This window comes from Candidatus Nanopelagicus abundans, assembly GCF_002288305.1.
Lineage (GTDB): Bacteria > Actinomycetota > Actinomycetes > Nanopelagicales > Nanopelagicaceae > Nanopelagicus > Nanopelagicus abundans.
In genome coordinates this window covers 691,971-713,276 of the sequence record NZ_CP016779.1, presented here as the reverse complement: position 1 = coordinate 713,276, position 21,306 = coordinate 691,971, and the positions used below count along the sequence as shown (strand labels likewise).

At 39.3% G+C, this 21,306-nt stretch carries 26 protein-coding genes; 8 read left to right on the top strand and 18 right to left on the bottom strand.

Features of this window, described 5'->3' with window-relative positions; all coding sequences use genetic code 11:
• The first annotated feature begins 24 nt into the window (after positions 1-24).
• On the top strand, positions 25-519 hold the full coding sequence (locus tag B1sIIB91_RS03700; protein ID WP_095688683.1) for a methylated-DNA--[protein]-cysteine S-methyltransferase: 495 nt from the start codon (positions 25-27) through the stop codon (positions 517-519).
• Here B1sIIB91_RS03700 and B1sIIB91_RS03695 read toward each other — a convergent pair.
• The 6 genes from B1sIIB91_RS03695 to pnuC are packed head-to-tail and all read right to left on the bottom strand — an operon-like array spanning position 493 to position 6,358.
• Positions 493-1,551 (bottom strand): threonine aldolase family protein, encoded by a 1,059-nt coding sequence (locus tag B1sIIB91_RS03695; protein WP_095688266.1) that lies wholly within the window; start codon positions 1,549-1,551, stop codon positions 493-495. The genes B1sIIB91_RS03700 and B1sIIB91_RS03695 overlap by 27 nt on opposite strands.
• Positions 1,544-2,422, bottom strand: a complete 879-nt coding sequence (locus B1sIIB91_RS03690) for a DMT family transporter (RefSeq protein ID WP_095688265.1) — start codon at positions 2,420-2,422, stop codon at positions 1,544-1,546. Before B1sIIB91_RS03690 ends, B1sIIB91_RS03695 begins: the two co-directional genes overlap by 8 nt.
• Positions 2,412-3,287: a deoxyribonuclease IV gene (locus B1sIIB91_RS03685; RefSeq protein WP_095688264.1), complete on the bottom strand. Its 876-nt coding sequence runs from the start codon at positions 3,285-3,287 to the stop codon at positions 2,412-2,414. The genes B1sIIB91_RS03690 and B1sIIB91_RS03685 overlap by 11 nt, the downstream gene beginning before the upstream one ends.
• Positions 3,288-3,320: 33 nt before the next feature.
• Positions 3,321-5,225, bottom strand: a complete 1,905-nt coding sequence (gene pknB / locus B1sIIB91_RS03680; protein WP_095688263.1) for a Stk1 family PASTA domain-containing Ser/Thr kinase — start codon at positions 5,223-5,225, stop codon at positions 3,321-3,323.
• A 36-nt stretch (positions 5,226-5,261) separates the two neighbouring features.
• Positions 5,262-5,804, bottom strand: a complete 543-nt coding sequence (locus B1sIIB91_RS03675; RefSeq protein WP_095688262.1) for a uridine kinase family protein — start codon at positions 5,802-5,804, stop codon at positions 5,262-5,264.
• Positions 5,804-6,358 carry a nicotinamide riboside transporter PnuC gene (gene pnuC, locus B1sIIB91_RS03670; protein ID WP_095688261.1) on the bottom strand — a complete coding sequence of 185 codons (555 nt, stop codon included), beginning with the start codon at positions 6,356-6,358 and terminating at the stop codon, positions 5,804-5,806. Before pnuC ends, B1sIIB91_RS03675 begins: the two co-directional genes overlap by 1 nt.
• 137 nt (positions 6,359-6,495) lie before the next feature.
• Between pnuC and B1sIIB91_RS03665 the strand changes: the two genes are divergently transcribed.
• Entirely contained in the window at positions 6,496-6,825 is a 330-nt protein-coding gene (locus B1sIIB91_RS03665; RefSeq protein WP_223298575.1) for a lycopene cyclase domain-containing protein, read from the top strand.
• On the top strand, positions 6,825-7,130 hold the full coding sequence (locus B1sIIB91_RS03660) for a lycopene cyclase domain-containing protein (RefSeq protein ID WP_095688260.1): 306 nt from the start codon (positions 6,825-6,827) through the stop codon (positions 7,128-7,130). Before B1sIIB91_RS03665 ends, B1sIIB91_RS03660 begins: the two co-directional genes overlap by 1 nt.
• Here the strand turns inward: B1sIIB91_RS03660 and B1sIIB91_RS03655 are convergent, their stop codons facing one another.
• The 3 genes from B1sIIB91_RS03655 to B1sIIB91_RS03645 are packed head-to-tail and all read right to left on the bottom strand — an operon-like array spanning position 7,131 to position 10,608.
• Positions 7,131-8,042, bottom strand: a complete 912-nt coding sequence (locus B1sIIB91_RS03655) for a phytoene/squalene synthase family protein (RefSeq protein WP_095688259.1) — start codon at positions 8,040-8,042, stop codon at positions 7,131-7,133.
• 4 nt (positions 8,043-8,046) lie between these two features.
• The gene (crtI, locus tag B1sIIB91_RS03650; protein ID WP_095688258.1) at positions 8,047-9,531 is read right to left on the bottom strand and encodes a phytoene desaturase family protein; all 1,485 of its coding nucleotides are present in this window, start codon (positions 9,529-9,531) and stop codon (positions 8,047-8,049) included.
• Positions 9,532-9,534: 3 nt separating this feature from the next.
• Positions 9,535-10,608: a polyprenyl synthetase family protein gene (locus tag B1sIIB91_RS03645; RefSeq protein ID WP_095688257.1), complete on the bottom strand. Its 1,074-nt coding sequence runs from the start codon at positions 10,606-10,608 to the stop codon at positions 9,535-9,537.
• Between the two features lie 160 nt (positions 10,609-10,768).
• Here B1sIIB91_RS03645 and B1sIIB91_RS03640 point away from each other — a divergent pair, with 160 nt between their 5' ends.
• Complete coding sequence (locus B1sIIB91_RS03640) at positions 10,769-11,386, top strand: CDP-alcohol phosphatidyltransferase family protein (RefSeq protein ID WP_095688256.1); 618 nt, start codon at positions 10,769-10,771, stop codon at positions 11,384-11,386.
• Here the strand turns inward: B1sIIB91_RS03640 and B1sIIB91_RS03635 are convergent.
• Genes B1sIIB91_RS03635 through B1sIIB91_RS03615 form a run of 5 tightly spaced genes read right to left on the bottom strand, consistent with a single transcriptional unit; the run spans position 11,383 to position 16,218 of the window.
• Positions 11,383-12,876 carry a phytoene desaturase family protein gene (locus tag B1sIIB91_RS03635; protein ID WP_095688255.1) on the bottom strand — a complete coding sequence of 498 codons (1,494 nt, stop codon included), beginning with the start codon at positions 12,874-12,876 and terminating at the stop codon, positions 11,383-11,385. The genes B1sIIB91_RS03640 and B1sIIB91_RS03635 overlap by 4 nt on opposite strands.
• Positions 12,877-13,941 carry a glycosyltransferase family 2 protein gene (locus B1sIIB91_RS03630; protein ID WP_095688254.1) on the bottom strand — a complete coding sequence of 355 codons (1,065 nt, stop codon included), beginning with the start codon at positions 13,939-13,941 and terminating at the stop codon, positions 12,877-12,879.
• On the bottom strand, positions 13,941-14,753 hold the full coding sequence (locus B1sIIB91_RS03625) for a carotenoid biosynthesis protein (RefSeq protein WP_095688253.1): 813 nt from the start codon (positions 14,751-14,753) through the stop codon (positions 13,941-13,943). Before B1sIIB91_RS03625 ends, B1sIIB91_RS03630 begins: the two co-directional genes overlap by 1 nt.
• Before the next feature lie 17 nt (positions 14,754-14,770).
• Positions 14,771-15,433, bottom strand: coding sequence for a spheroidene monooxygenase (locus B1sIIB91_RS03620; protein WP_095688252.1), 663 nt, complete (start codon positions 15,431-15,433; stop codon positions 14,771-14,773).
• Complete coding sequence (locus B1sIIB91_RS03615) at positions 15,430-16,218, bottom strand: alpha/beta fold hydrolase (protein ID WP_095688681.1); 789 nt, start codon at positions 16,216-16,218, stop codon at positions 15,430-15,432. The genes B1sIIB91_RS03620 and B1sIIB91_RS03615 overlap by 4 nt, the downstream gene beginning before the upstream one ends.
• Before the next feature lie 20 nt (positions 16,219-16,238).
• Here B1sIIB91_RS03615 and B1sIIB91_RS03610 point away from each other — a divergent pair, with 20 nt between their 5' ends.
• A complete protein-coding gene (locus B1sIIB91_RS03610) occupies positions 16,239-16,553 on the top strand; it encodes a rhodanese-like domain-containing protein (protein WP_095688251.1) in 315 nt (104 codons plus the stop codon).
• Here B1sIIB91_RS03610 and B1sIIB91_RS03605 read toward each other — a convergent pair.
• The 4 genes from B1sIIB91_RS03605 to B1sIIB91_RS03590 all read right to left on the bottom strand — a co-directional run bounded on the left by B1sIIB91_RS03605 (position 16,546) and on the right by B1sIIB91_RS03590 (position 18,881).
• Entirely contained in the window at positions 16,546-16,950 is a 405-nt protein-coding gene (locus tag B1sIIB91_RS03605) for an arsenate reductase ArsC (RefSeq protein ID WP_095688250.1), read from the bottom strand. The two genes, B1sIIB91_RS03610 and B1sIIB91_RS03605, sit on opposite strands and share 8 nt — an antisense overlap.
• The gene (locus tag B1sIIB91_RS03600) at positions 16,943-17,608 is read right to left on the bottom strand and encodes an aquaporin (RefSeq protein ID WP_095688249.1); all 666 of its coding nucleotides are present in this window, start codon (positions 17,606-17,608) and stop codon (positions 16,943-16,945) included. The genes B1sIIB91_RS03605 and B1sIIB91_RS03600 overlap by 8 nt, the downstream gene beginning before the upstream one ends.
• A gap of 9 nt (positions 17,609-17,617) precedes the next feature.
• Positions 17,618-18,373 carry a sulfite exporter TauE/SafE family protein gene (locus tag B1sIIB91_RS03595; protein WP_095688248.1) on the bottom strand — a complete coding sequence of 252 codons (756 nt, stop codon included), beginning with the start codon at positions 18,371-18,373 and terminating at the stop codon, positions 17,618-17,620.
• 85 nt (positions 18,374-18,458) lie between these two features.
• Positions 18,459-18,881, bottom strand: a complete 423-nt coding sequence (locus tag B1sIIB91_RS03590; protein ID WP_095688247.1) for a DoxX family protein — start codon at positions 18,879-18,881, stop codon at positions 18,459-18,461.
• An 85-nt stretch (positions 18,882-18,966) separates the two neighbouring features.
• Here B1sIIB91_RS03590 and B1sIIB91_RS03585 point away from each other — a divergent pair, with 85 nt between their 5' ends.
• The 3 genes from B1sIIB91_RS03585 to mraZ all read left to right on the top strand — a co-directional run bounded on the left by B1sIIB91_RS03585 (position 18,967) and on the right by mraZ (position 21,164).
• The gene (locus B1sIIB91_RS03585) at positions 18,967-20,157 is read left to right on the top strand and encodes a DNA polymerase IV (protein WP_095688246.1); all 1,191 of its coding nucleotides are present in this window, start codon (positions 18,967-18,969) and stop codon (positions 20,155-20,157) included.
• A gap of 36 nt (positions 20,158-20,193) precedes the next feature.
• Entirely contained in the window at positions 20,194-20,538 is a 345-nt protein-coding gene (locus B1sIIB91_RS03580; protein WP_095688245.1) for a DUF3040 domain-containing protein, read from the top strand.
• A gap of 194 nt (positions 20,539-20,732) precedes the next feature.
• A complete protein-coding gene (mraZ, locus tag B1sIIB91_RS03575; protein ID WP_095688244.1) occupies positions 20,733-21,164 on the top strand; it encodes a division/cell wall cluster transcriptional repressor MraZ in 432 nt (143 codons plus the stop codon).
• The last annotated feature ends 142 nt before the right edge of the window (positions 21,165-21,306 follow it).

Genomic DNA, 21,306 nt, shown 5'->3' with positions numbered 1-21,306 from the left:
CCAACTTAGGTTTAATCTTTGATTGTGCTTTCAAAAACAAGTTATAAGACTCCAGTTGGCATACTTTATCTAATAGCCGATGAACAGATTTTATTAGCTGCTGGATTCACAAGTTTTAGTGAGTTAACTAAGCGATTATCACCTTTGGATGCGAGTCGGAAGAGTGAAACTGTGGGACAAATTCCAGTAATCAGTGATCTAATTGCCGATTATTTTAATGGTGAAACTTCAGCATTAAATTCTATTAAAGTACGCCAATCTGGCCCAGCCTTCTCTCAGTCAGTTTGGAAAGAGATGCGAAAAGTTCCAGTTGGTAAAACCTGGTCATATGCAGAGTTAGCAAAGCGGGCAGGATCTGCTAGCGCAGTAAGGGCTGTCGGCTCAGCGTGCGCAAATAATTTAGTTGCTCCAATAATTCCATGCCATCGGATAGTTAAAAGCGGTGGGGCATTGGGAAATTATGCATATGGCGAAGAGGTTAAAGAGTGGCTCTTAAGACACGAGGGCGCGCTGCAGTAATTGCGGTAGAACTTGGTTCACTTTTTCAATATCTGAATCAGTTAAATCTAGATGTGTCACAACTCTTAAATACTTTGGACCTAGTGCACTAGCTAGAACTCCACTTGCTTTGAGTTGTTCTGATAACTGGGCAGCAGTTATCTTCATTGAGCTAATATCTAATCCAACAATATTTGTTTCAACATGATCTGGATTAATTACTTTTGGTGCAACAGCAGCTATTGCAATAGCAATTTCCTTTGCCCGTTTATGGTCATTTTTAAGTAGAGCTAAGTTATTATCTAAAGCGTAATGAGCTGCAGCCGCCAATAGTCCAGCCTGCCTCATCCCACCACCATATCTTTTTCGCCATGCCCTCGCCTTTATTACTCGATCTTTCGTAGATAGCATTAATGAGCCAACTGGTGCACCAAGGCCTTTTGAAAGACAAACACTAATTGTGTCAAAGTATTTTCCGTACTCTTTGAATTCAACTCCAGATGCAATATGGGCATTCCAAATTCTGGCGCCATCTAGATGTAATGCGATTCCAAGAGATTGGCTTTCCTGTCTTAACTTTTTAATTTCATCAAGTGGTTGAACAGTTCCTCCACCAAAGTTGTGAGTATTTTCAATAGCAATTGCAGTTGTTGAAACCAAATAAGGTCCAGAGTCTGGTCTTGCGATATTAAGTGCATCAGAAGCAGATAAGAGACCTCTATCTGCTAACCAGGTTCTTGTGGTTATTCCGCTAAATACTGCTCCAGCACCTAGCTCTGCTCTAACAATATGAGAATTAGTTTCTGTAATTAACTCTTCACCAGGGGCAACTAACATTCTAATTGATAACTGATTTGCTAAAGATCCACTAGGACAAAATAATCCTGCCTCCTTGCCAAATAATTGGGCAACTCTTTCCTCTAAGGAGTTAATTGTTGGATCTTCACCATAAACATCATCGCCCACTTCAGCTGCTGCCATCACTTCACGCATCTGAGCAGATGGCTTAGTAACAGTGTCAGATCTTAAATCTATTAATACCGGGCTACTCATGGCTTAATGCTCTCATACTTGTCTTTTTGTTATCAGACCAGATAACTAGTGCCATAGCTGCCATAACAAGTAATCCACCAGTAATTATTCTCAATGTAAGTGGATCATCGTGGAAGTAGAGACCAAAAAAAACTGCGAAAGGTGTTTCAGTTGCTAAAAGAACGCTAGCAACTGTCGCACTCATAACTGATTGAGCTTTTGTCTGAACTAAAAATCCTAGGAACGTTGCAAAAAAGGCAGTGTAAAGAATGGCTAACCATACTGTGCTATCTGGAGCTATTTGGAAACCATCTCTAAAAGCAAAAATTGAAGTAAGAACAGCTACCGTCACTACCTGAATAAGAGTTAGCGCATAGGTATTTTTACCATCACTCCATTCACCTAGTGCTACAAAGTGAGCGCCGTAAATAAAAGCAGAGATTAGAACTAATATTTCACCAAAACCAATTGTCACCCCGTTGTAGGAGATAAAAAACAATCCAATAGTTGCAATTATCACTGCGACCCATTGAATTTTTAAAACATGTCGCTTAAGTATTAGTAGTGAGATTAATGGAGTAAAAACTAGATATAGGCCTGTAATAAATCCAGTATTAGAAACAGTGGTCTTAGTTAAGCCATATGTCTGAAAAATATATCCACTACCAAGCAAGATTCCTGCAATAATTCCCCTAGTAACAAACTTTTTCGTTAATCTTCGAAATACCCCGGGTTTATATAAAAACATTAGTAAGGCTGCGAGAATAAATCTAGAAGATAGAAATGAAAACACATTCTGGCGCTCAAGTGAATCCTTCATAACCACAAAAGAGCTACCCCAGACAGCTGCAATCGAAATCATTGCAATATATAAAGGTAATTTACTTTTCATTTTTATCACGCATTTTTTTAAGTAGAGCAACCTCACTGCCATGCTCTGCTTCTGCACCTGGAGTCTCTAAAATTAGGGGAGTATTTAGTATTGCTGGGTGTGAAACCAGTTCAGTAAATGGTTTTGTACCAATTTCACCCTTACCAATATTTTGATGCCTATCTTTTAAATTTCCACATATATCCATTGAGTCATTTACATGTATTAATTTAATTCGCTCAACTCCAACAATTTTTACAAGTAAATCGATGGTTTCCGTCATACCTCCTGGCTTTTTAATGTCATGTCCAGCTGCAAAAACATGGCAAGTATCTAGACAAACTCCAACTTTTGGGTGCCATTCAAGGGCTTCGAAATACTTTGTTAGATCATCTAATTTTTTAACAAGTGATTGACCCTGACCAGCTGTTGGCTCTAAAAGTAACCAAGGATCATCATCTTTAAGATTATTAAGAATTGGCATCACTCCTTCATGGATCTGCTTCCATGCTTGCTTCACATGTGATTCTTCAACAGCTGAGCCAGTATGGACAACAACACCGTGTGCACCAATCTCGCGTCCACGCTTGAGCGAATATGCAGTAGCAGAAAGTGAGTTTTTATAAGTAGATTGAGTTGGAGATCCTAAATTAATTAAAAAAGACGCATGTACATAGGGCTTAATATCATGCTCTGCAGTTTTAATCTTAAAAGCTTCATCCATTGCAGGATTTGGTGTAGATGTTGCCCAAGTTCTCGGACTTGATGCAAATACTTGAATTGCTTCAGCCTTAATTTTTAAAGCGTATTCAATAGATCGAGTTGCCATACCGCCAGATGTCGGCACATGTGCACCAATACGAATCGGACTTTTAACTGTGGCCATTTGGTGAGCCTACCTGAGAGCTGGCAAACCTCTCTATCGTAGAGTCAGGGTAATAATTGCGCCTTGTTTAGCTTTTGTTCCAATAGCAGGAGAAATGTTATTTACCTTACCAGAACCCTTAATTTTTACACGAAGCCCTAAATTCTCTAAATCTATAGAGGCGTCATTCTTATTTTTTCCTAAAACATTTGGCACAAATACAAATTCAGGACCTTTAGATATTATTAATTCAATTTTACTTCCCTTACCTATACTTTCCAGTTTCTCAGGTGATTGAGAGATTACTTGCCCTTTAAAAACGCTGTCACTAAATTTATACGCCGCATCTACATCAAACCCCATATCCGTTAATTCAGAGAGAGCTTGCTCTCCTCCTTTACCTACATATGATTGAAGTGAAATTTGTTCAATGCCTTTGCTTACAATTAAATTAACAATCGCCTTACGTTTAACTACTGAAGTATCTTTTGGATCTGTACTAATTACATATCCAGCTGCTATTTGCATATCAAAGCTCTCATTTATCTCACCAACTGTTAAGCCCAGGTTAGATAGCTGAGCAGAGGCAACATCTGGTGTGAGTCCTTTGAGTTGAGGAACTAATATTCTTTCTTGCCCCTTTGAAAGAATTAAACCAATTTTTTCATCAGGTGAAATCTTGCCACCACCACCTGGCTTAGATGCAATTATTCTACCTTTAGGGATATCCTCACTAAATACCTCTTCAATGATTTCTAAATCTAAGCCAAGTGACTCTAGAGATTTATTTGCTTCAGATTGGTTCATACCAACAAGAGATGGCACTGAAATTTTGCCAATACTTAAAAATTTAAAGCCACCAAAAATTAGACCTACCAGTAGAAGAAGCGCAATTATACGATTTCGTTTAACTCTTTTAGAAACTTTGCGTTTTTTAGTTCCAATTGAATCCTCTGGTTTACTAACTTTTATTGGTTTCGTTGAGATTAATTGAGATGTTTTTTCCTTTAATCCTTCAAGTGCTGATCCGACTGAAACTTTGCCTCGCTTAGCAACCTTCTTAGTTATTGATGGTGGTAGATCAAGCTCTAAACTCAATTGCCTTTTCTTTGGGTCAATTTGTGCTTGAATTTCACGGAATCTACTAAGTAACTCTTCAGCATCTCTTGGTCGCTGATCAGGATTAGGTGCTGTTGCCGCATACACAAGTTCTGAGATAGCTATTGGAATATCACTCTTAATGCTCTGAAGAGATGGAATTCGATCATTAACATGGCGGTAAGCAATTTGGATTGGTGTCTCGCCCTCATATGGCTTTCCACCAGTTAGCATCTCAAATAAAACAATTCCAACTGCGTAAATATCACTTCTAGCATCAGCTACTCCACGTTGCACCTGCTCAGGTGATAGATAAGAGACACTTCCCAACACCACACTTGATTCAACCGTCATGGTCTGCCCGATTGCCATATTTCTCGCTAATCCAAAATCTGCAACTTTAACTCGCCCGTCCTTTGAAATTAAAATATTCTCCGGTTTAATATCGCGATGTATGATTCCAATTTTATGTGCCGCAGCAAGTGCACTTAACACAGGACTCATTAATTGAAACATCTGCTCAATAGACACTGATCCTTGTTGATTTAAAAAATCTCTTAGGGTGCTTCCTTCTACCAATTCCATTACAAGAAAAACAGCTGGTGGCCCACCTTCATTCCAACCCTGATCTTGTATTGAAACAATATTTGGATGTGATAGCGCGGCAGTTGCTTTAGCTTCTTTAATAAATCTTGATACAAAAGCTTCATCATTTGCAAGATGAGCATGCATTATTTTCACTGCAACAGGTCGATCTAATCTTGTATCCATGCCAGCATAGATTGTTGCCATTCCACCGGAGGCAATTAGCCGCTGCAAAAGGTAGCGATTATCAATTAACTCACCCGTTAGATCAGACACGGTGAAAGTTTAGAGAATGAGACTTGAAATTAGAGTTTAAGGCGCGCCATCTAGGGTGTAATCCGCTCTAATCTTTGTTAATTCTGCTAAAAAATGATTATTTTGATCAACTAAAAATTTTAACATTTCATTCCTTACCTGCTCACCATCACGGGCGATTACTCGATCAAACCCAATTTGAGGGTCTATTTGTATGTAAATCAACTTATTTATGTACTCATTAAAACTTTTTTGTCCAGATCCAACACCTTCTACTATTAAATACTTTGACTGATAAACAGATTTCATTACATCAAACCTATTTAACTTCCAATTAAAACACTGGTATTTTACTGGAAGTTGCATAATAAAAGGTTGAAATAATTGAGAAATAACTCTAGCTGTTAATTTTGCTGATAGTGGATCATTCCAACCGTCATAGAGATCATCCATATGAATAACTTGAGCATCAGAAAGATCGTTAACTAGTTTCTGGGCCAAGGTAGTTTTACCACTACCAGCTGGCCCATCAATTGCAACCACGATTGGGTTATCAGATTTAATCTTTAGCAACTCTGATAGCAGTTTTAAATACTCCATCAAACCTTTTTGTTACTTGCTGTTGATTCTTTGCCCCAACGGATCCAACCCCAAATCGCAATTGCCGTAAATATTGTATATAGAACACCAGTTAGGTATAGCTCACCCTTAAAATATTGGTATGTATAAGCCGCATCTACTACAAACCAAAGTGGCCAAGCCTCATATCTTTGCCAAACCATTAATAATTGGGCTATCACGCTACCAACAAAACCAAATGATTCAATAGCGGAGGATGCTGCGCCAATATTTGTAAGAACAGGCCAGAGTAATAGTGAAGATCCAAGTAATGCTACTAACAGTAAAAGTCTTTCTTTTGTAGCGGATTTTTTTGGTTTTGCCCCATTAGGTCCCCAACCAAACCAACCCCAAATACCCCCAGCTATGAAAATAAATTGCAGTGCTGCACTTGCATAGTAGGCAGATTGGAAAAATAAAACTGCATATAGACAACTACCTGCTATCCACCAAGGCCATGTAACTCGTGGGCCGAGTACGCCAAGGATTACACCGATTAGTGATGTTAAAAAGGCTAAGGTTTCTAAAATAGACATAGTTACATCCTTTCCAATTCGCATTACCGAACTGGTCAACCGGTCGACTTGAGTTTCAAGTCCTCTCAGCTAAATTTCTTAGCTCCCGTATTGGAAATCATAGTGGATTGGTGATAAAAATTGTCTATAGTTAGCGCGTGCTTAAGTTTGGTTATATGGCAATGCTTCTTTTTACGGTTTTTGGGTCCTTCTGGCTTGAAATTGTTTTAAAAATTGGTGTACTAAGAAGAGTTAAGCGGTTAGTTATAAGTATATTTCCGGTCTCAATTTTCTTTTTGATTTGGGATGCATATGCAATTTCACAAGGCCATTGGTATTTTGATCAAGAACAAATCCTGGGAATTTTTGGTCCATTTGATATACCCCTTGAAGAGTTTTTATTTTTCACAATTATCCCAATTGCTGCAATTATGACAATCGAGGCTGTGCGCACTGTGAACAAACATTGGAAAGTAGGGGATGAGTGATGGTCTATACAGATATCGCTATTTTGGCATTCTTATTTTCAATATTTTTTGATCTATTCCTAATTAAGACCAAATTGCTCATGCGAGCAGCATTTTGGACAAGTTATGCAATTATTTTACCTTTTCAATTGATTACTAATTGGTGGTTAACCTCAAGAAATATTGTTATGTATAAGCCGGATGCAATTAACGGAATTAGAATTGCATCTGCCCCGATTGAGGATCTTTTATTTGGGTTTGCGCTCATACTCTGTGTGATGGCGATGTGGGTATTCTGGGGTAAAAAAGATATCCAAAAACGGTAATTATCTAGAGCTTACTGCCCTTAAATAAGCAGGAATTGCAACCTTCATTCTTCGCATGTTTGAAGTTTTTGCTCGCTTACTAAATATTTGATAATCAATCTTTTCAACCTCATCTACTATTCCACAATAAAGTTCACTTGCTGCCTGAATACATGCCCGGCTTTGGATCGACAGCATTTTGATTCCAATAGCAGACTCTCGCTGTAGCCTTCTGACCCTTTCAATCTGCTCTTTTAGTGCACTTTTAATTTGTGGCGTAAGGACTTTATCTTCAAGCATTTCTCGTGTAACACCATGTGATTGTAATTCAGCAATTGGTAAATAAACTCGTCCTCGATCTAAATCCTCACCTACATCTCTAATAAAATTAGCTAATTGAAAAGCCACACCAAGTTTTTCCGCTGCAGAATTTACTTCATCAATTGAGCTGCCTTTTTCTCTGCCGAGTACTGGAACCATTTGAAGACCAATAACAGCTGCTGAACCATATACATACTCCTGAAGATCTTCATACTCTTGATATTCAGTAATAGTTAAATCCATTGTCATAGAATGAAGGAACGCTTGAAAGTATTGAATTGGAATATCAAATCTTCTTACTGTATCAACTAGTGCTTTACCGATTTGATCATTACTATTTCCAGATTTAATATCAGAGATAACACCCTCACCCCATTGCTTTAGCGAGTTTGCTTTTTCTTCATCAGTTAAAGTTGAAGCAAGGTCATCTACTATTTCGTCCGCATAGCGGGCAAAGCCATATAGTGCGTGAACAAATGGCCGTTTTGCTGGTGGTAATAAAAGTGTGGCTAGGTAATATGTCTTGCCATGTAGTGAATTAAGTCGTTTGCACTCTAGATATGAAGTTCTTAGTGCCGGATCAGTTATACCAGCCTTGGATAACTCATCCATTTAATTATTTAACTGGCCCAACAATACGCTCAGCAGCTAATCTTCCTGAGATTAATACCATTGGTACACCAACTCCTGGTTGAGTTCCTGATCCAGCGAACACAATATTCTCAAAACCTTTTGCTAGATTTTTTGGCCTAAAGGGTCCTGTTTGAAAGAAGGTATGCGCACTTGCAAATGGTGCACCCTGTTCCATTCCTTGATTCTTCCAATCAAGGGGCGTTGTTAATTGTTCCACCTCAATTGCATCACCAAATCCGGTGTAACCACGATCTTCCAGAGATTTAATCATTTCATCACGGTATTTAGGTCCGATCTTTTCCCAATCAATATCAGCACTTAGATTCGGGGTTGGAAATAATACGTAATACGATGATTTACCTGCAGGCGCTAAGGCAGGATCATCTTTTGATGGCACAGTGACTAAAATACTTGGATCACTCATAAGTGTTTTCTTCTTTATTAGCTCATCAAAGACACCAGCCCATGATTTACCAAAGTGAATATTATGGTGTGCAAGATGATCATAGGTTTTACTTGATCCAATTAATAAAGTTGCACATGAAGGGGAGTACTTAAGGCGTTTAACTGATCGTGGTTGCTTGCCAAGTAAATCACGCCAAGCAACGGGTAGATCTGGATTTAGTACCACTACATCACAAGGTATTCGCTCACCCTTATCTGTTATTACTGCAGTTGCCCGCCCATTTTTTCTCTCAATCGAAGTAACAGTTGAACTATATTTAAAAGTTACGCCATGCTTTTCAGCAGCGCCAGCAAGTGCGCGTGGCACAGCATGCATTCCACCCTTAGGGAAGAAAACGCCATTTACAGAGTCCATGTAAGCAATCACAGCATAAATAGCTAATGCTTGTTGTGGGCTTACACCAGCATACATAGCCTGGAATGAATAAACCTTTTGAGTTCTTGGATCCTTAAGAAATTGATTTACTTTTGGTGCTAATTTACGAAATCCTCCGAGTGCAATTAATCTAGCTAAGTTCGGTGTGAGTAAATTTAGTGGTGAATCAATATTACGATCAATAAAATCTTTCATCTCATACTTATAAAGCTTGGTTACAAAGTCAACGTAGCGAGCATAACCTTCTGCCTCTTGTGAACTAATACTTTTAGCAATCTCAGCTTGCATTTGGTTTGTATCAGCATGCACATCTAATTGCGAGCCATCATGGTAGAAAGCTCGGTATAAAGGTTTTAATGGAACAAGATCAAGCCAATCCTTAATGTCTTCACCAACGCAAGCTAGTGCATCTGAGATTAAATCAGGCATAGTTAAAACAGATGGTCCGGTATCAAATGAATAGCCTGATTTTTTTAGAAGACCATTGCGCCCACCTGGCACTGACTCTCGCTCAACAACAGTTACTTTTCGGCCAGCACCAGCAAGTCGCAGTGCTGCACTTAATCCAGCAAGCCCAGCACCAACGACTACAACATGATCAGTCGGTCCCTTTACTTTTGCTGGCATCAGTTAGATCTTTCTGTTAGTAGCAAGTATTGCTAATTCTGTTAATAAATTAATTCCAACAGGAGTAATTCCACCATGCTTTAGCGCTGCGAGGGAAGTATCTGTTAGCTCTTTGATCATACTTTCGATGTGAGAAGCAGCACCTGTACTAATAATTATCTCTTGAAGAAGATTAACTTGTTCACCAGTGAGGTTTGGGTCACCAAAGTTTGATTTTAGATCTTTTAATTGCCCATTCGTAGCCCGATCCATAGTGATTGCAATTAGCGCAGTGCGCTTTCCCTCTCTTAGGTCATCACCGGCTGGTTTACCTGTTACCGAAGGATCACCAAAGACTCCAAGAAGATCATCACGTAGTTGAAAAGCTTCTCCTAGAGGGATTCCATAATTTGTATAGGAATTGATCAATTCTTCAGATGCTCCTGCCAAGGAAGCACCAAAGTGCAGTGGTCTTTGAATTGTGTATTTACCTGATTTATATCTTGCCACCTTAAGTGATCGCTCAACATTTTGTGTTCCAAGAGATTGTTCATAAACATCTAAATACTGCCCAGCCATTAATTCAACTCTCATTTCATCATAAACAGGTAGGGTCCTAATTAACTGATCATTTTTAATACTAGATGTATGCAGCATTTGCGCGGACCAAATCAATGCCAAATCACCAATTAATATTGCAGAAGATATTCCAAACTGAGGAGCAGAGCCCACTAGTTGGTTTTCTGTATGCATTTTTTCAAATAACTTATGAATACTAGGTGATCCTCTTCTAGTATCTGACCCATCCATCACATCATCATGAATAAGTGCACAGACATGAATTAGTTCAAGTGATGAAATTGCTTTAATAATCTCTGGCGAAGCATCTGCACCAGCACCTAATAGACCTACATATGCAAATAATGGGCGTAATCTTTTACCACTATCTAAAAGAAAGGATTCGATTGCCGTAGCAACCGGATCCAATTCGGGGCCAATTTTAGCTAAATATTTATTCTCACTTTTAACGAACTCACTTAGCGCCTGATTTATGGCAGAACGCATTGAATTAATATCGGAGGTCGAAGAAAAACTCACGGCGCAACGGTACCCTGCTTGCTGTGAACGATTATCTGAGAACCACCTTCTCGCTGGAGTTTTCCCCGCTGAAAGATACCGGCGGTGAGGCTCGACTATGGCATGCGCTAGCAAGGCTGCTGTCTCTATTAGCTTACGAGAATGTGAGACTAATTAAGTCATGAAGCAGCAGGATTTTTTCATAGTTTGGAGCAAACTACACGGTGATGCAAAGGTTGCCGGAATAGTTAAGGCTTGGCTCATAATTTCTTTCGCACTTGTTAAACCGCTTTCAAAACTTAAATTTACCCCAAATATATTAACGCTCCTTGGCTTATTCTTTGGAGTATTACTTTATATAAATGCTCAATCACCTTGGGCTGCACTTTTATTAGTTTTATCACTTACCTGTGATGGCATTGATGGAAGCCTTGCAATATTGACTTCAAAATTTTCAAAATGGGGCGCACTCCTTGATTCAACTGTTGATCGAATTACCGAAGTTTTTTGGTTAATAACTCTTTATAAAATTGGTGCTGATATAAAGCTGCTACTAGCTATAGCTGTTTTCGCATCAGTTCAAGAGTATTTAAGAGCGCGCGCAGGAGGTTTAGGAATGCCACAAGTTGGAGTTGTTACTTTTGCAGAAAGGCCAGTTAGAGCATCATTTATTTTTATTGCGCTAGTCGCATCAGCAGTTGATATTGCAATTATTCCTCAAATAGTGATTCTTTGGTTACTTCTACAAGTAATTAGTTTTTTGATGGTTACTAGATTTTTATTTTTAAACTTACGTTAAGCTTTACCAATCGCATTCGCAACTATTTCAGCACTTATTCCAACTAGTGGTAAGCCACCACCTGGGTGTGATGAACCACCAACACAGAACAATCCTTTAATTTTTGATCGATTCTTTGTGCGCAAAAAGGCAGAGGCTGCTGAGTTACTAGAACTGCCATATATAGAACCACCTGGAGCCATTGCATAATTTTCCAGATCAGCAGGAGTTCTGTATTTCATAAAATCTAATCTAGGGGAGACATTTAAACCAAGGTCATCTAACTTTTGAATAATCTTTTGTGCATACTCAGCCCCACCTTGACGCCAATCCCAGCCACCATCTACTTGATGGCGAGGTGCGTTAACTAGTACAAACCATGCCTCTTTATTTTCTCCTTTAGTCATATGGGGATCTTTTGGTGCACATATATAAATTGTTGGATCCTGAACTGGTATTTGCTTTGTAAAAACATCATCAAATTCAGCATCGTAATTATTTGGGAAATAAACATTATGATGATCGATTGGAACAGCTTTCCCCTTTGAATTATCTAGGCCAAGTAGAAGCGAAAATCCAGATAGAGATTTAGTAGCGAATTTGAGCTTTCGCCTTTCACTTCGTGCTGCATTAACGTTATTAGCTAGCAATTTATTGTAAATATATTCAGCATCAGAGTTAGCAACCACTAAATCGGCTTTAAACTCTTTTCCATCACTAGTTTTAATCCCAGTAGCCTGATTATTATTTACTAATATCTGTGAGACTAAAGTATTAAACTTAAAATTAACTCCCAAATCCGAACAACGCTGCTCTAGTGCTGTAGAGAGTTGGCCGACCCCACCTTCAATATGCCAGGCACCAAATGTGCTTTCTACAAATGCAATAGTAAGCAGTACTGCGGGTGCACTTCGTGGATCACTGCCCGTATAGGTGGCATAGCGATCTACGATCATTTGTAGATGAGGATCTAGTTTTAGTTTCTCACTTAATTTACGAAGAGAGGTAAATGGAGCAATCTCTTTAATATCACGGAGTAAGTTTTTCCGTTTTAAAAGTGAGAAAATTGAGTTTAGTTCTGATTCGATAAAAGGTTCACGAGATACCTCCCACATTCGCTCTGCTCTATCTATTAACTCTTTCCATTGATTACTGGCTACTAGGCCATATGATTTTTCAATTTCATTATAAGTATTTGGGTTCGATAGATTTGGGAATAAGACTGAACTCCCATCTGAAAAATGATAATTAAATGCAGGATCAACTGGCTTGATATTTAAAACATGCTCTATACGTTTACCAGTTTTAAGAAATAAGTCACGGTAGACAGCTGGGAGTGTTAATAGTGATGGACCAGTATCAAATGCATAGTCACCAAACCATTCAGTTCTACACTTACCACCGGAGCGATCACTATTTTCATAAATTGTGACTTCATGTCCGGCTTTAGCAAGTCGCGCTGCCGCACTCATTCCACCTATGCCTGCACCAATTACTACAGTATTTGCCATTTATATGACCGGCCGATCTCGCCAAGTTAAAGTTTTTGTAAGTTTACCAAACCATGAATAGGCGATTAAGCCAATTAAAAATAATATTGCGATTGGATGCAGAAGAGCTGTATTCGGTGGAGTATTTGTTCTAACTGAAGAAATAATTCTGCCAAGAAATATTAAGCCAAATGATATTAGCCCAATCTCTGAGCCAAATAAGGTAGAAATAAAGGGGAGAACTCCAGTTACAAATAGAAGCACTACAGCCATGATACTTCCCAGAGGTGAACCAAATGCTCGCCAAAGTGATTTTTGATAACCTTTAATCAGTTGCATAGGTGAGTCATACATTTGGCAAGTTGCTACATTGCTTGCTTCAGCAACCCCACCTTTAAAGCCAGACTTAAGTAACTGTTTAGCCATCATTAAATCATCTAGTACCTCAAACTTTATAACTTCAAAGCCACCTGATTTAAGGTAAGCATCTCTTTTTATAATAAAGAATTGACCATTTGCTACCGCCATCGATTTGATCGAAAATTTTTCGCTAATTTTTAACGGTACAGAAGCTAGCCAAGACCATTGAAGAAGTGGCTGAAATAACCTTTGTATAAATCCACTTGTTATCTGTTTAGGATAAGCAGAAATAAAATCCCAATCCCGCATTTGCTTAATTGCTGAAGCAACTGCATGTTCAGTAAGTCTTACATCAGCATCAATGAAGACTAAATATTTACCATCACTTGCAGCTACTAATTGTTCTAATGCCCATAATTTGCCTAGCCATCCATCGGGTAGTGATTTACCACTTAACAGCTTAATATCTGAAAACCTAGATAATTCCTTCATAGTTTGATCTGTTGAACAGTCATCTAGCACTAATATTTCAAAATCCTCTAGGCCAGTTTGTGAGATGAGTGAGTTAACACAATTAGCTACATTTTTTTCTTCATTGCGCATTGGGATTAGAATTGATACAGATTCACTGACTTTTTTAGGCTGATTTCTGACAACTCTAATTGTTAGGCTATTTAGAATTACAAGTGCTAATGCTAGGCATGATAATGCCAGAGATATTTCCATTAATCGTTAGCTGGTGGACCAAAACGTAAAACAAACACATAAGGAATTAGAACTAATCCAAATACCACACCACCAAATAGCGCAACTCCTGGTCTATCAAAAAAGAAAATATTTCCAACTATTCCAGAAAATAAAGTCCAAAAAAGAAATAAATCTGGCACTAAGGTAGAGGTTTTAGTCTTTCGTCGATCTACTTGTAAAAACTTATTTAAAATTGCCATCAAACCCATGCCAGTTAGAAGCCACCCAAACATATTTGATAGTGGGATTTCCGGTTGGAATGGTACATGTGAGCCAGAAAAATCCCATTGCCATCTTTCAGATGCAACCATTTGTGGATCTAGAAATAGGTCCCAAGCCATCATCGCTAAGCCGCCATAAAGAAATACCCAATTTTTAGTTATCTTTCGGGCAGCAATCAGTAATGGGTGAGCGATCATTACCCATGCGAATGGAACCACTAGTGGTACTCCATATATTTGATAACCTAAAGTGCCAGAGTATTCATAATTTCCAAACGGCCACCCTGTTTTACTGCCAATCTGCTCAACAATTAATGCATATGCAAATGTTGTAGATACAAAAATTGATGCGTATTTAATTCCATATGCGAGTACAGCGTGTATGCACATCGCAGCGGCAGCCCAGTAGACAGTTGCAATTGTGACAATTCTTAGGGATTCACCGTCAATTAATGGATAAGAAATTTGAAGTAAAATAGCAATTGCAATTGTTATATAGAGTATTGCCATTTTCCATGATGAAACTTGGTGACGACTATTTCGTTTTGGATAAAACTGGCGCAACGACATGGGGTAATTGTGCCGTATTACTTAAGCCCGCCTCGCTCTTGCACAACTGCAAATCGAGAAAATAGCTCCTCTGAGTACCACTTATTCTCTTCCGTCGCTTTTATTGCCTGGGTGTGAGCCTGACCCTTATAGGCAAAATCTCTCAGCTGAGCAGCGCTTTCCCACAAAGAAAATGTCCCCTGTAGCCCGATAGGTGCTTCTCCAATTCCAATTGCATTTATTAAGCCAGGGGATTGATGCAGACTAATTGTTACTGGCGGCACAGCTCGCCAAAAAATTAAGTTTTTTCGCCAAACAATCCGTGCTCGCGTGATCGCGGCAATTTTTCCATTCCAATCAAATTTTTCAACCTCAAATGGTTGTTTACCCGACCATAAGCCATGCACAGAGATAGGTTTTAAAATTGCTCGATACTCTTTTTTTGCGATTCTTTGCCAACCTCTTATTACTTTAGATTTATCTAGATTATCTAAGTTATCTTTTTGGATTGTAACTAAAGCACCCCAGCGATATGGGTCAGCGTCCTTTGGTGTAAAACTCTCACCTTTTCCAGTTCCTAGTAGTTTTACAAATGAAACACCAGGTAATCTCTTAATTACAAATTTATGAATAGCCATGAAAAGTATTGCAACTGGTAGTAATACTTTTTTAATCTGCCAAAAATATATAACAGTGATCATTTGCTTACTCCAGTAGTTGCCATAATTTCAGATAAAACCTCATTTGGGCTATCCCACATAGGCACATGACCGGTTTGTGGTAACACAACCCACTTTGCATGAGTAGGAGCTAATGATCGTTCTTGACAGGTTTTTTGGGGAAGTGTGTGATCACTATCGCCAAAAATTATTGTAATCGGAATCGAAGTTGTAATTTGTTTATCAAATCTTTTTCCAAGGAGTGCATCCCAGGCTGGAAAGTATCCAGTTGAATTTGCCATCGCAGTTGTAGCATCAAGGCAGAGTTCATAACTTAACTCGCGCCAACGAGGTGAGACTGTTTCAAATCCCATTTTTTTTGCCCAAGTATAATTTAAGGCAGATGGTGCAACCTTTTCTACTCCACTTGCCATAAAGCGAAGTGCCACCTCACCTGGATATCTTGATGTGAAAGGTGTTAGCCATAATCCAGCTGGGGCAAGTGCGGTGATGCTTTTAACAATTTCTGGATTACTTGCTGCTATCTCAAGGCAAATCCAACCACCAAGTGAATTACCAACTAGATGAAATTTATCTATTCCTAAACTATTTAAATTCTTCATAACAAGTTGCGCTAGTGAGGTTGGATCCATCGGCTGAACCGGCGAAAAAGCTGTCCTGCCGTGGCCTGGTAAATCAACGGTAACAACCTTAAATTTATTCTTTAGATCACCAATTATTGGCTTCCATGCTGTGGCTGCAGAACCCATACCGTGAATGAGCACTAATGGCTCACCCGTTCCGAAGGACTCTATTGCAAGTTTCATAACGATAAGATTACCTTCTAATGATAAATCTAGATGCATCAACTTTTGCGGAAAAAATAACGGAAAAAGATGTTGTCCTACTTGATGTTCGAACCTTTGATGAATTTAGCCAAAGTCATATCCAAGAGGCGATTAATATTGATGTTCAAGGTGATTATTTCACCGCTGATGTGAGTGCGCTGGATAAGTCAAAAAGTTATGCAGTTTACTGTAGGTCCGGTAAGAGATCAGTACTCGCATCTGAAGTATTGGATCAAATTGGTGTAACTAATGTTTACAACTTAACAGGTGGAATTATGGAGTGGATAGAGTCAGGTAGAGGTACTGTTAATTAGATTCAAATAAAGTAGGAATTAATTCCTCAACTAGTTTTTTTATTTGGTCTCGAATTGGTCTAACATCTGCCACACCTTGCCCAGCAGGATCAGGTAGTACCCAATCTAAATATCGCTTACCAGGAAAAAATGGACAAGCATCCCCACATCCCATGGTTATCACAACATCTGATTGTTCAACTGCGGAGGTTGTAAGAACTTTTGGTATTTCATTTGAGATATCTATGCCAACCTCTTTTAATGCCTCAACTACCGCAGGATTAATTGAGTCAGCAGGAGCAGAGCCAGCTGATCTAACTTCAACCTTACCTAGAGTCAGATGTGTTAAGAATGCAGCCGCCATTTGTGATCTGCCAGCATTATGCACGCAGACAAAAAGAACTGAAGGTTTATTCATTTGCCTCAAGTTTTGGATTTGTAATATACAGCGCAGCTGCTAGTCCAATCACAGCACCAATAAGTTGGGCGGTGATAAAAGCTAAAACAGATTCGTTAGCAATTCCAGTTATTGATGTTGTAAAGGAACGAGCGATAGTAATTGCTGGATTTGCAAATGCAGTACTTGAAGTGAAAAGAATCCCACCAAATATCCATAGTGGGGCATATATAGCGATTAAATCATCACGCTTAGGAAATCTTAAAATTATCCAAACCAAGCCTGCTGTAGCCAGCACCTCTGAAACAAATAGGTTTGAACCACTTCGCAATGTAGCTGACTGGGCTAGGGCTGATTGATCAAAAATAAAGTTTGCAATCGCCACTCCCGTTATTCCACCAGTAATTTGGGCAAGTATGTAGCCAAGTGAGAGCTTAGGTTTAATTCTTTTCAGAGACAGCATGATTAAAGTTACTGCTGGATTAAAGTGAGATCCGCTAGTTTTAACACCTAATCGGATTACAAATGCCAGGCCAATTCCAGTTGCCAACGCATTTATAAATAATCTAAGGCCAGAGTCTGTGGTCAGATTTGTTGCCATCTGCCCTGAGCCAACTATCGCTAATGCCAGTATTAAACTTCCAACAAATTCCATACCAATTGCCCGTTGTGTCTTCATAAATCCCCCTTAAATAAATAACTCTTTGATAATAGTAAAGGCTGCTATTGCGAATAATAAAAATGCAAAGCCTCGTTTTAGATGAACAGTTGGTGCTTTAGGGGCAAGGCGTGAAGATACCCAAGCGATTATGAGCGCACAGATTGCAATTATCAGCGGATAGCGCCAGTTAATCTCACTCCAAATTGCATACTTTGCTAATAAAGCGGTTAAGCAATTTAAGGCAATGATTAGAAGTGATGTTCCAGCTGCTTTATTTTGAGGCGTATGGAAGAAAAGTACTAAAACCGGAATTGCTAGAAAACCACCGCCGATACCAAATAATCCAGTCAGGCAACCAATTAGAAGTGATAGAAGTATTAAAGCCCAAATAGGCATCTTCTTTTCTGGCCTAACACTAATTGGAGCGCGAAGCATTGAGTAGCCAGCTCCTATTAACACTAATGAAAATCCGATAAGAATTACTAGGTCAGGTATTTTAGTAACTATCAAACCTAGACCAATATTTGTAACAAGGCCAAGTGCCCAAATTGTTACAGCTTCTTTTATCAATACATCTTTACTTTTAAACTTTGGACCAACTCCAGCTAGCGCTGCTAGAAAAACAACTGCTAGCGCTGCAGTTGTGGCATGAAGAGGTGAGAAATCAAATAGGTAGAGCAGGATTGGAACTGAGACCATCGCCCCACCTGCTCCAATTAATCCCAAGACTGCGCCTATAAATGCACCAGATGCGATGGCGGTGAATATTAAGGTGGCGCTCATGTGTAGATACTTTCACAGATAATTACTTTTTGGGAAGAAAAAACCACCCACTACTAAAAATTCTAATGGGTGGTTTTCTTACTAATTAGCTAAAGAAAAGCAGTGTTCCTACATTGCTTCCAAAATCTGCTCCACCGCGAAGGAGAGCGAAGATAATCAAAGCAGCACCAGCGAGGGAGAGATCCTTGAAAAAAGCAATTCTCTCATTTGACTTAGCTGCTGCATCACTTTCTTTCCAGAAAGCATGCATTAAAAATGCAGTTGGAATCAAGAAGATTGCAATTAAAAGTGCACCTAAGTCAGCATAGAAGCCCAGTGCAATATAGATGCCGCCTAGAACAAGCATCAAGCCGCTTACGTAAACAGATATCTTTGCCATTGGAATTTTCTTATACTTGGCATAGCCAGTCATTGCAGAGTTTTGTGTAAAGTGATTAATACCAGAGCTAACGAAAAGTAGAGCAAATAGCACTCGACCTACGATTAATGCGATTTCAGTAACTGACATTTTTCTCCATAACTTCGTTTAGCCTAATTTGGCCATTTGATAGAGGTTAAGCCCTACTGTCAGGTAGATAAACTAATCTTGGGGTGTGTCTAGTGAAAATATCGCCACTATCTTGCATGTTGATATGGATGCTTTTTATGCATCTGTTGAGGAAAGAGATAATCCAAAATTAAAAGGTAAGCCAGTTGTTGTCGGAGCCGGAATTAGAGGCGTTGTCTCGGCAGCAAATTATGAAGCAAGGAAATATGGAATTCATTCTGCGATGCCGATTTTTCGCGCAAAAACTTTAGCTCCACATGCTGTGTTTATTACACCTGATCTTGAAAAGTATTCAGCTGTCTCAAAAGAAGTTATGCAGATATTTAATGATGTCACACCTTATGTGGAGCCAATTTCACTAGATGAAGCATTTTTAGATGTAACAGGAGCTAAGCGTTTACTTGGAAGCGGTAGAGATATCGCAGATCTAATTAGAAAGCGAGTGGAAAAAGAGCAGGGGATTACCTGCTCAGTTGGAATTGCCCACAACAAATTTATTGCAAAGATTGCCTCTGCTGCCTGCAAACCAAATGGCGTACTTGAGATTGATCCAGCGAAAATGCTTGATTTTTTACACCCACTAGCAGCATCACAAATTTGGGGAGTAGGTGCAAAGACAAATGAGCAGCTAGCAAAGATGGGCTTATTTACTGTTGCTGATATTGCCAATACGCCTCGAAATACTCTAATAAAAATATTGGGCCAAGCAAGTGGTGCTTCATTATATGAACTTGCGTGGGGTAGAGATTATCGAGATGTTATAACTGAGCATATAGAAAAAAGTATCAGCGCATCTGAAACCTTTAGCTTTGATATTGATAAACAAGAAGAGATACTAAAAGAGTATTTACGCCTAACTGAAAAAGTTGCTGAACGGATGCGAGAGAAAAATTTAGCCGCTAATACAATTACAATTAAAGTTAGATTTGCTGATTTTAAAACTATTACAAGATCAAAGACTTTAGATCTGCCAACTACTGGTACGCAAGAAATTTTTGAGGTGGTCAAAGCTCTTTACTTAGCCCTTAATTTAGATCGGGCTCTAATTAGGCTAGTCGGAGTTGGGTTGGATTCATTGGTAGAAAATGAAGATCTGCAGCAGATGGTTTTAGGCCAACGCGATAGTGGTTGGCGGCAGGTAGATAGGGCAGTTGACCTGGTTAAGGAAAAATTTGGGCGCTCTAGCCTTAGGCCAGCCCGGTTGGTGAGCGAGGATGATGAAGATAACAGTGGTTGAGTTTTAAAATTTTACTAATTGCTCTATATTGCGAATATGGCACTTTCAGATAATGAGCGCAAGCTTTTGGCCGAGATGGAGGCTGCCCTTGAGCAGGAGGATCCACGGTTACTTTCAACCCTTACGGGTAAGGCCCGCACCCGCCAAGGCTCTAGAGCACTTCTAGGATTAAGTATTTTAGTTGTTGGGCTTTTGGTTTTAATTAGCGGGTTAATTGCTAAGGCAACCGTAGTTGGGGTAATTGCCTTTTTAATCTCCTTAACTGGGCTGATATTAATTATTACCAATATCAAGGTCAGCTCTACCCCTGTGCGGGTAAAGAAGCCAGGCTGGGGGAATAACCTGGAGCAGCGATGGGATCGGCGAAATAACGATAATTAGTATCTAAACTGACCAAGGTAACCACCCGCATGGGTGGTTTTTTTATGCCCAAATGCCCCCAATAGGCCGATTTCCCACAGGTACTTCCATGAGGGAGGGGTTGGGTAGGAAAGTGGGCGCATAGGGTTGAAAGTGGAGAAAAAGGGAGTAAAGTGGTGACCTGAGCTATTACTTAAGCGTGGGGAGGTCAAGTGATGTTCCTTGGCACCCATGAGCCGAAACTTGATGAAAAGGGCAGATTAATTTTACCTGCCAGATTTAGAGAAGATTTAGCAGAAGGTTTAGTAATAACTAAAGGCCAAGAAAATTGTCTTTATGTTTTTCCTGCTGCTGAGTTTGCATTAATAACCGAAAGATTACGACAAGCACCAGTTACTCAAAAAAATTCTCGGGATTATTTAAGAGTGATGTTTGCTGGCGCTCATGATGAGGTGCCAGATAACCAAGGTCGAATAAATATTCCAGTTGGCCTTCGTAGCTATGCAACTTTAGAAAAAAATTGTGTGGTGATTGGCGCGAATACACGCCTTGAAATTTGGGATGCAACTGCATGGAGTAAATACCTAGCAGATCGAGAAAAAACCTTTGCTGATGTTTCAGAGGAGGTACTACCTGGATTGTTTTAAATCCAACTAAATATCTATTTAGGCCACCGCCACTTTAAATATTCGCGGCGCCACTTCCCCGGTGCCGCGCGTTATTAACTAAAGCTCCGTCAAGTGGCGGTGACCTAAGTAGATATCTAGGAGTAAGAGAGCTTGTAATTAA

Bases quoted from the DNA above. Each gene is read 5' to 3' on its own strand.
- B1sIIB91_RS03695 (WP_095688266.1), bottom strand. From the start codon at position 1,551: ATGAGTAGCCCGGTATTAATAGATTTAAGATCTGACACTGTTACTAAG.
- B1sIIB91_RS03690 (WP_095688265.1), bottom strand. From the start codon at position 2,422: ATGAAAAGTAAATTACCTTTATATATTGCAATGATTTCGATTGCAGCT.
- B1sIIB91_RS03685 (WP_095688264.1), bottom strand. From the start codon at position 3,287: ATGGCCACAGTTAAAAGTCCGATTCGTATTGGTGCACATGTGCCGACA.
- B1sIIB91_RS03675 (WP_095688262.1), bottom strand. From the start codon at position 5,804: ATGGAGTATTTAAAACTGCTATCAGAGTTGCTAAAGATTAAATCTGAT.
- pnuC (WP_095688261.1), bottom strand. From the start codon at position 6,358: ATGTCTATTTTAGAAACCTTAGCCTTTTTAACATCACTAATCGGTGTA.
- B1sIIB91_RS03660 (WP_095688260.1), top strand. From the start codon at position 6,825: ATGGTCTATACAGATATCGCTATTTTGGCATTCTTATTTTCAATATTT.
- B1sIIB91_RS03655 (WP_095688259.1), bottom strand. From the start codon at position 8,042: ATGGATGAGTTATCCAAGGCTGGTATAACTGATCCGGCACTAAGAACT.
- crtI (WP_095688258.1), bottom strand. From the start codon at position 9,531: ATGCCAGCAAAAGTAAAGGGACCGACTGATCATGTTGTAGTCGTTGGT.
- B1sIIB91_RS03640 (WP_095688256.1), top strand. From the start codon at position 10,769: ATGAAGCAGCAGGATTTTTTCATAGTTTGGAGCAAACTACACGGTGAT.
- B1sIIB91_RS03635 (WP_095688255.1), bottom strand. From the start codon at position 12,876: ATGGCAAATACTGTAGTAATTGGTGCAGGCATAGGTGGAATGAGTGCG.
- B1sIIB91_RS03630 (WP_095688254.1), bottom strand. From the start codon at position 13,941: ATGGAAATATCTCTGGCATTATCATGCCTAGCATTAGCACTTGTAATT.
- B1sIIB91_RS03625 (WP_095688253.1), bottom strand. From the start codon at position 14,753: ATGTCGTTGCGCCAGTTTTATCCAAAACGAAATAGTCGTCACCAAGTT.
- B1sIIB91_RS03620 (WP_095688252.1), bottom strand. From the start codon at position 15,433: ATGATCACTGTTATATATTTTTGGCAGATTAAAAAAGTATTACTACCA.
- B1sIIB91_RS03615 (WP_095688681.1), bottom strand. From the start codon at position 16,218: ATGAAACTTGCAATAGAGTCCTTCGGAACGGGTGAGCCATTAGTGCTC.
- B1sIIB91_RS03610 (WP_095688251.1), top strand. From the start codon at position 16,239: ATGATAAATCTAGATGCATCAACTTTTGCGGAAAAAATAACGGAAAAA.
- B1sIIB91_RS03605 (WP_095688250.1), bottom strand. From the start codon at position 16,950: ATGAATAAACCTTCAGTTCTTTTTGTCTGCGTGCATAATGCTGGCAGA.
- B1sIIB91_RS03600 (WP_095688249.1), bottom strand. From the start codon at position 17,608: ATGAAGACACAACGGGCAATTGGTATGGAATTTGTTGGAAGTTTAATA.
- B1sIIB91_RS03595 (WP_095688248.1), bottom strand. From the start codon at position 18,373: ATGAGCGCCACCTTAATATTCACCGCCATCGCATCTGGTGCATTTATA.
- B1sIIB91_RS03590 (WP_095688247.1), bottom strand. From the start codon at position 18,881: ATGTCAGTTACTGAAATCGCATTAATCGTAGGTCGAGTGCTATTTGCT.
- B1sIIB91_RS03580 (WP_095688245.1), top strand. From the start codon at position 20,194: ATGGCACTTTCAGATAATGAGCGCAAGCTTTTGGCCGAGATGGAGGCT.
- mraZ (WP_095688244.1), top strand. From the start codon at position 20,733: ATGTTCCTTGGCACCCATGAGCCGAAACTTGATGAAAAGGGCAGATTA.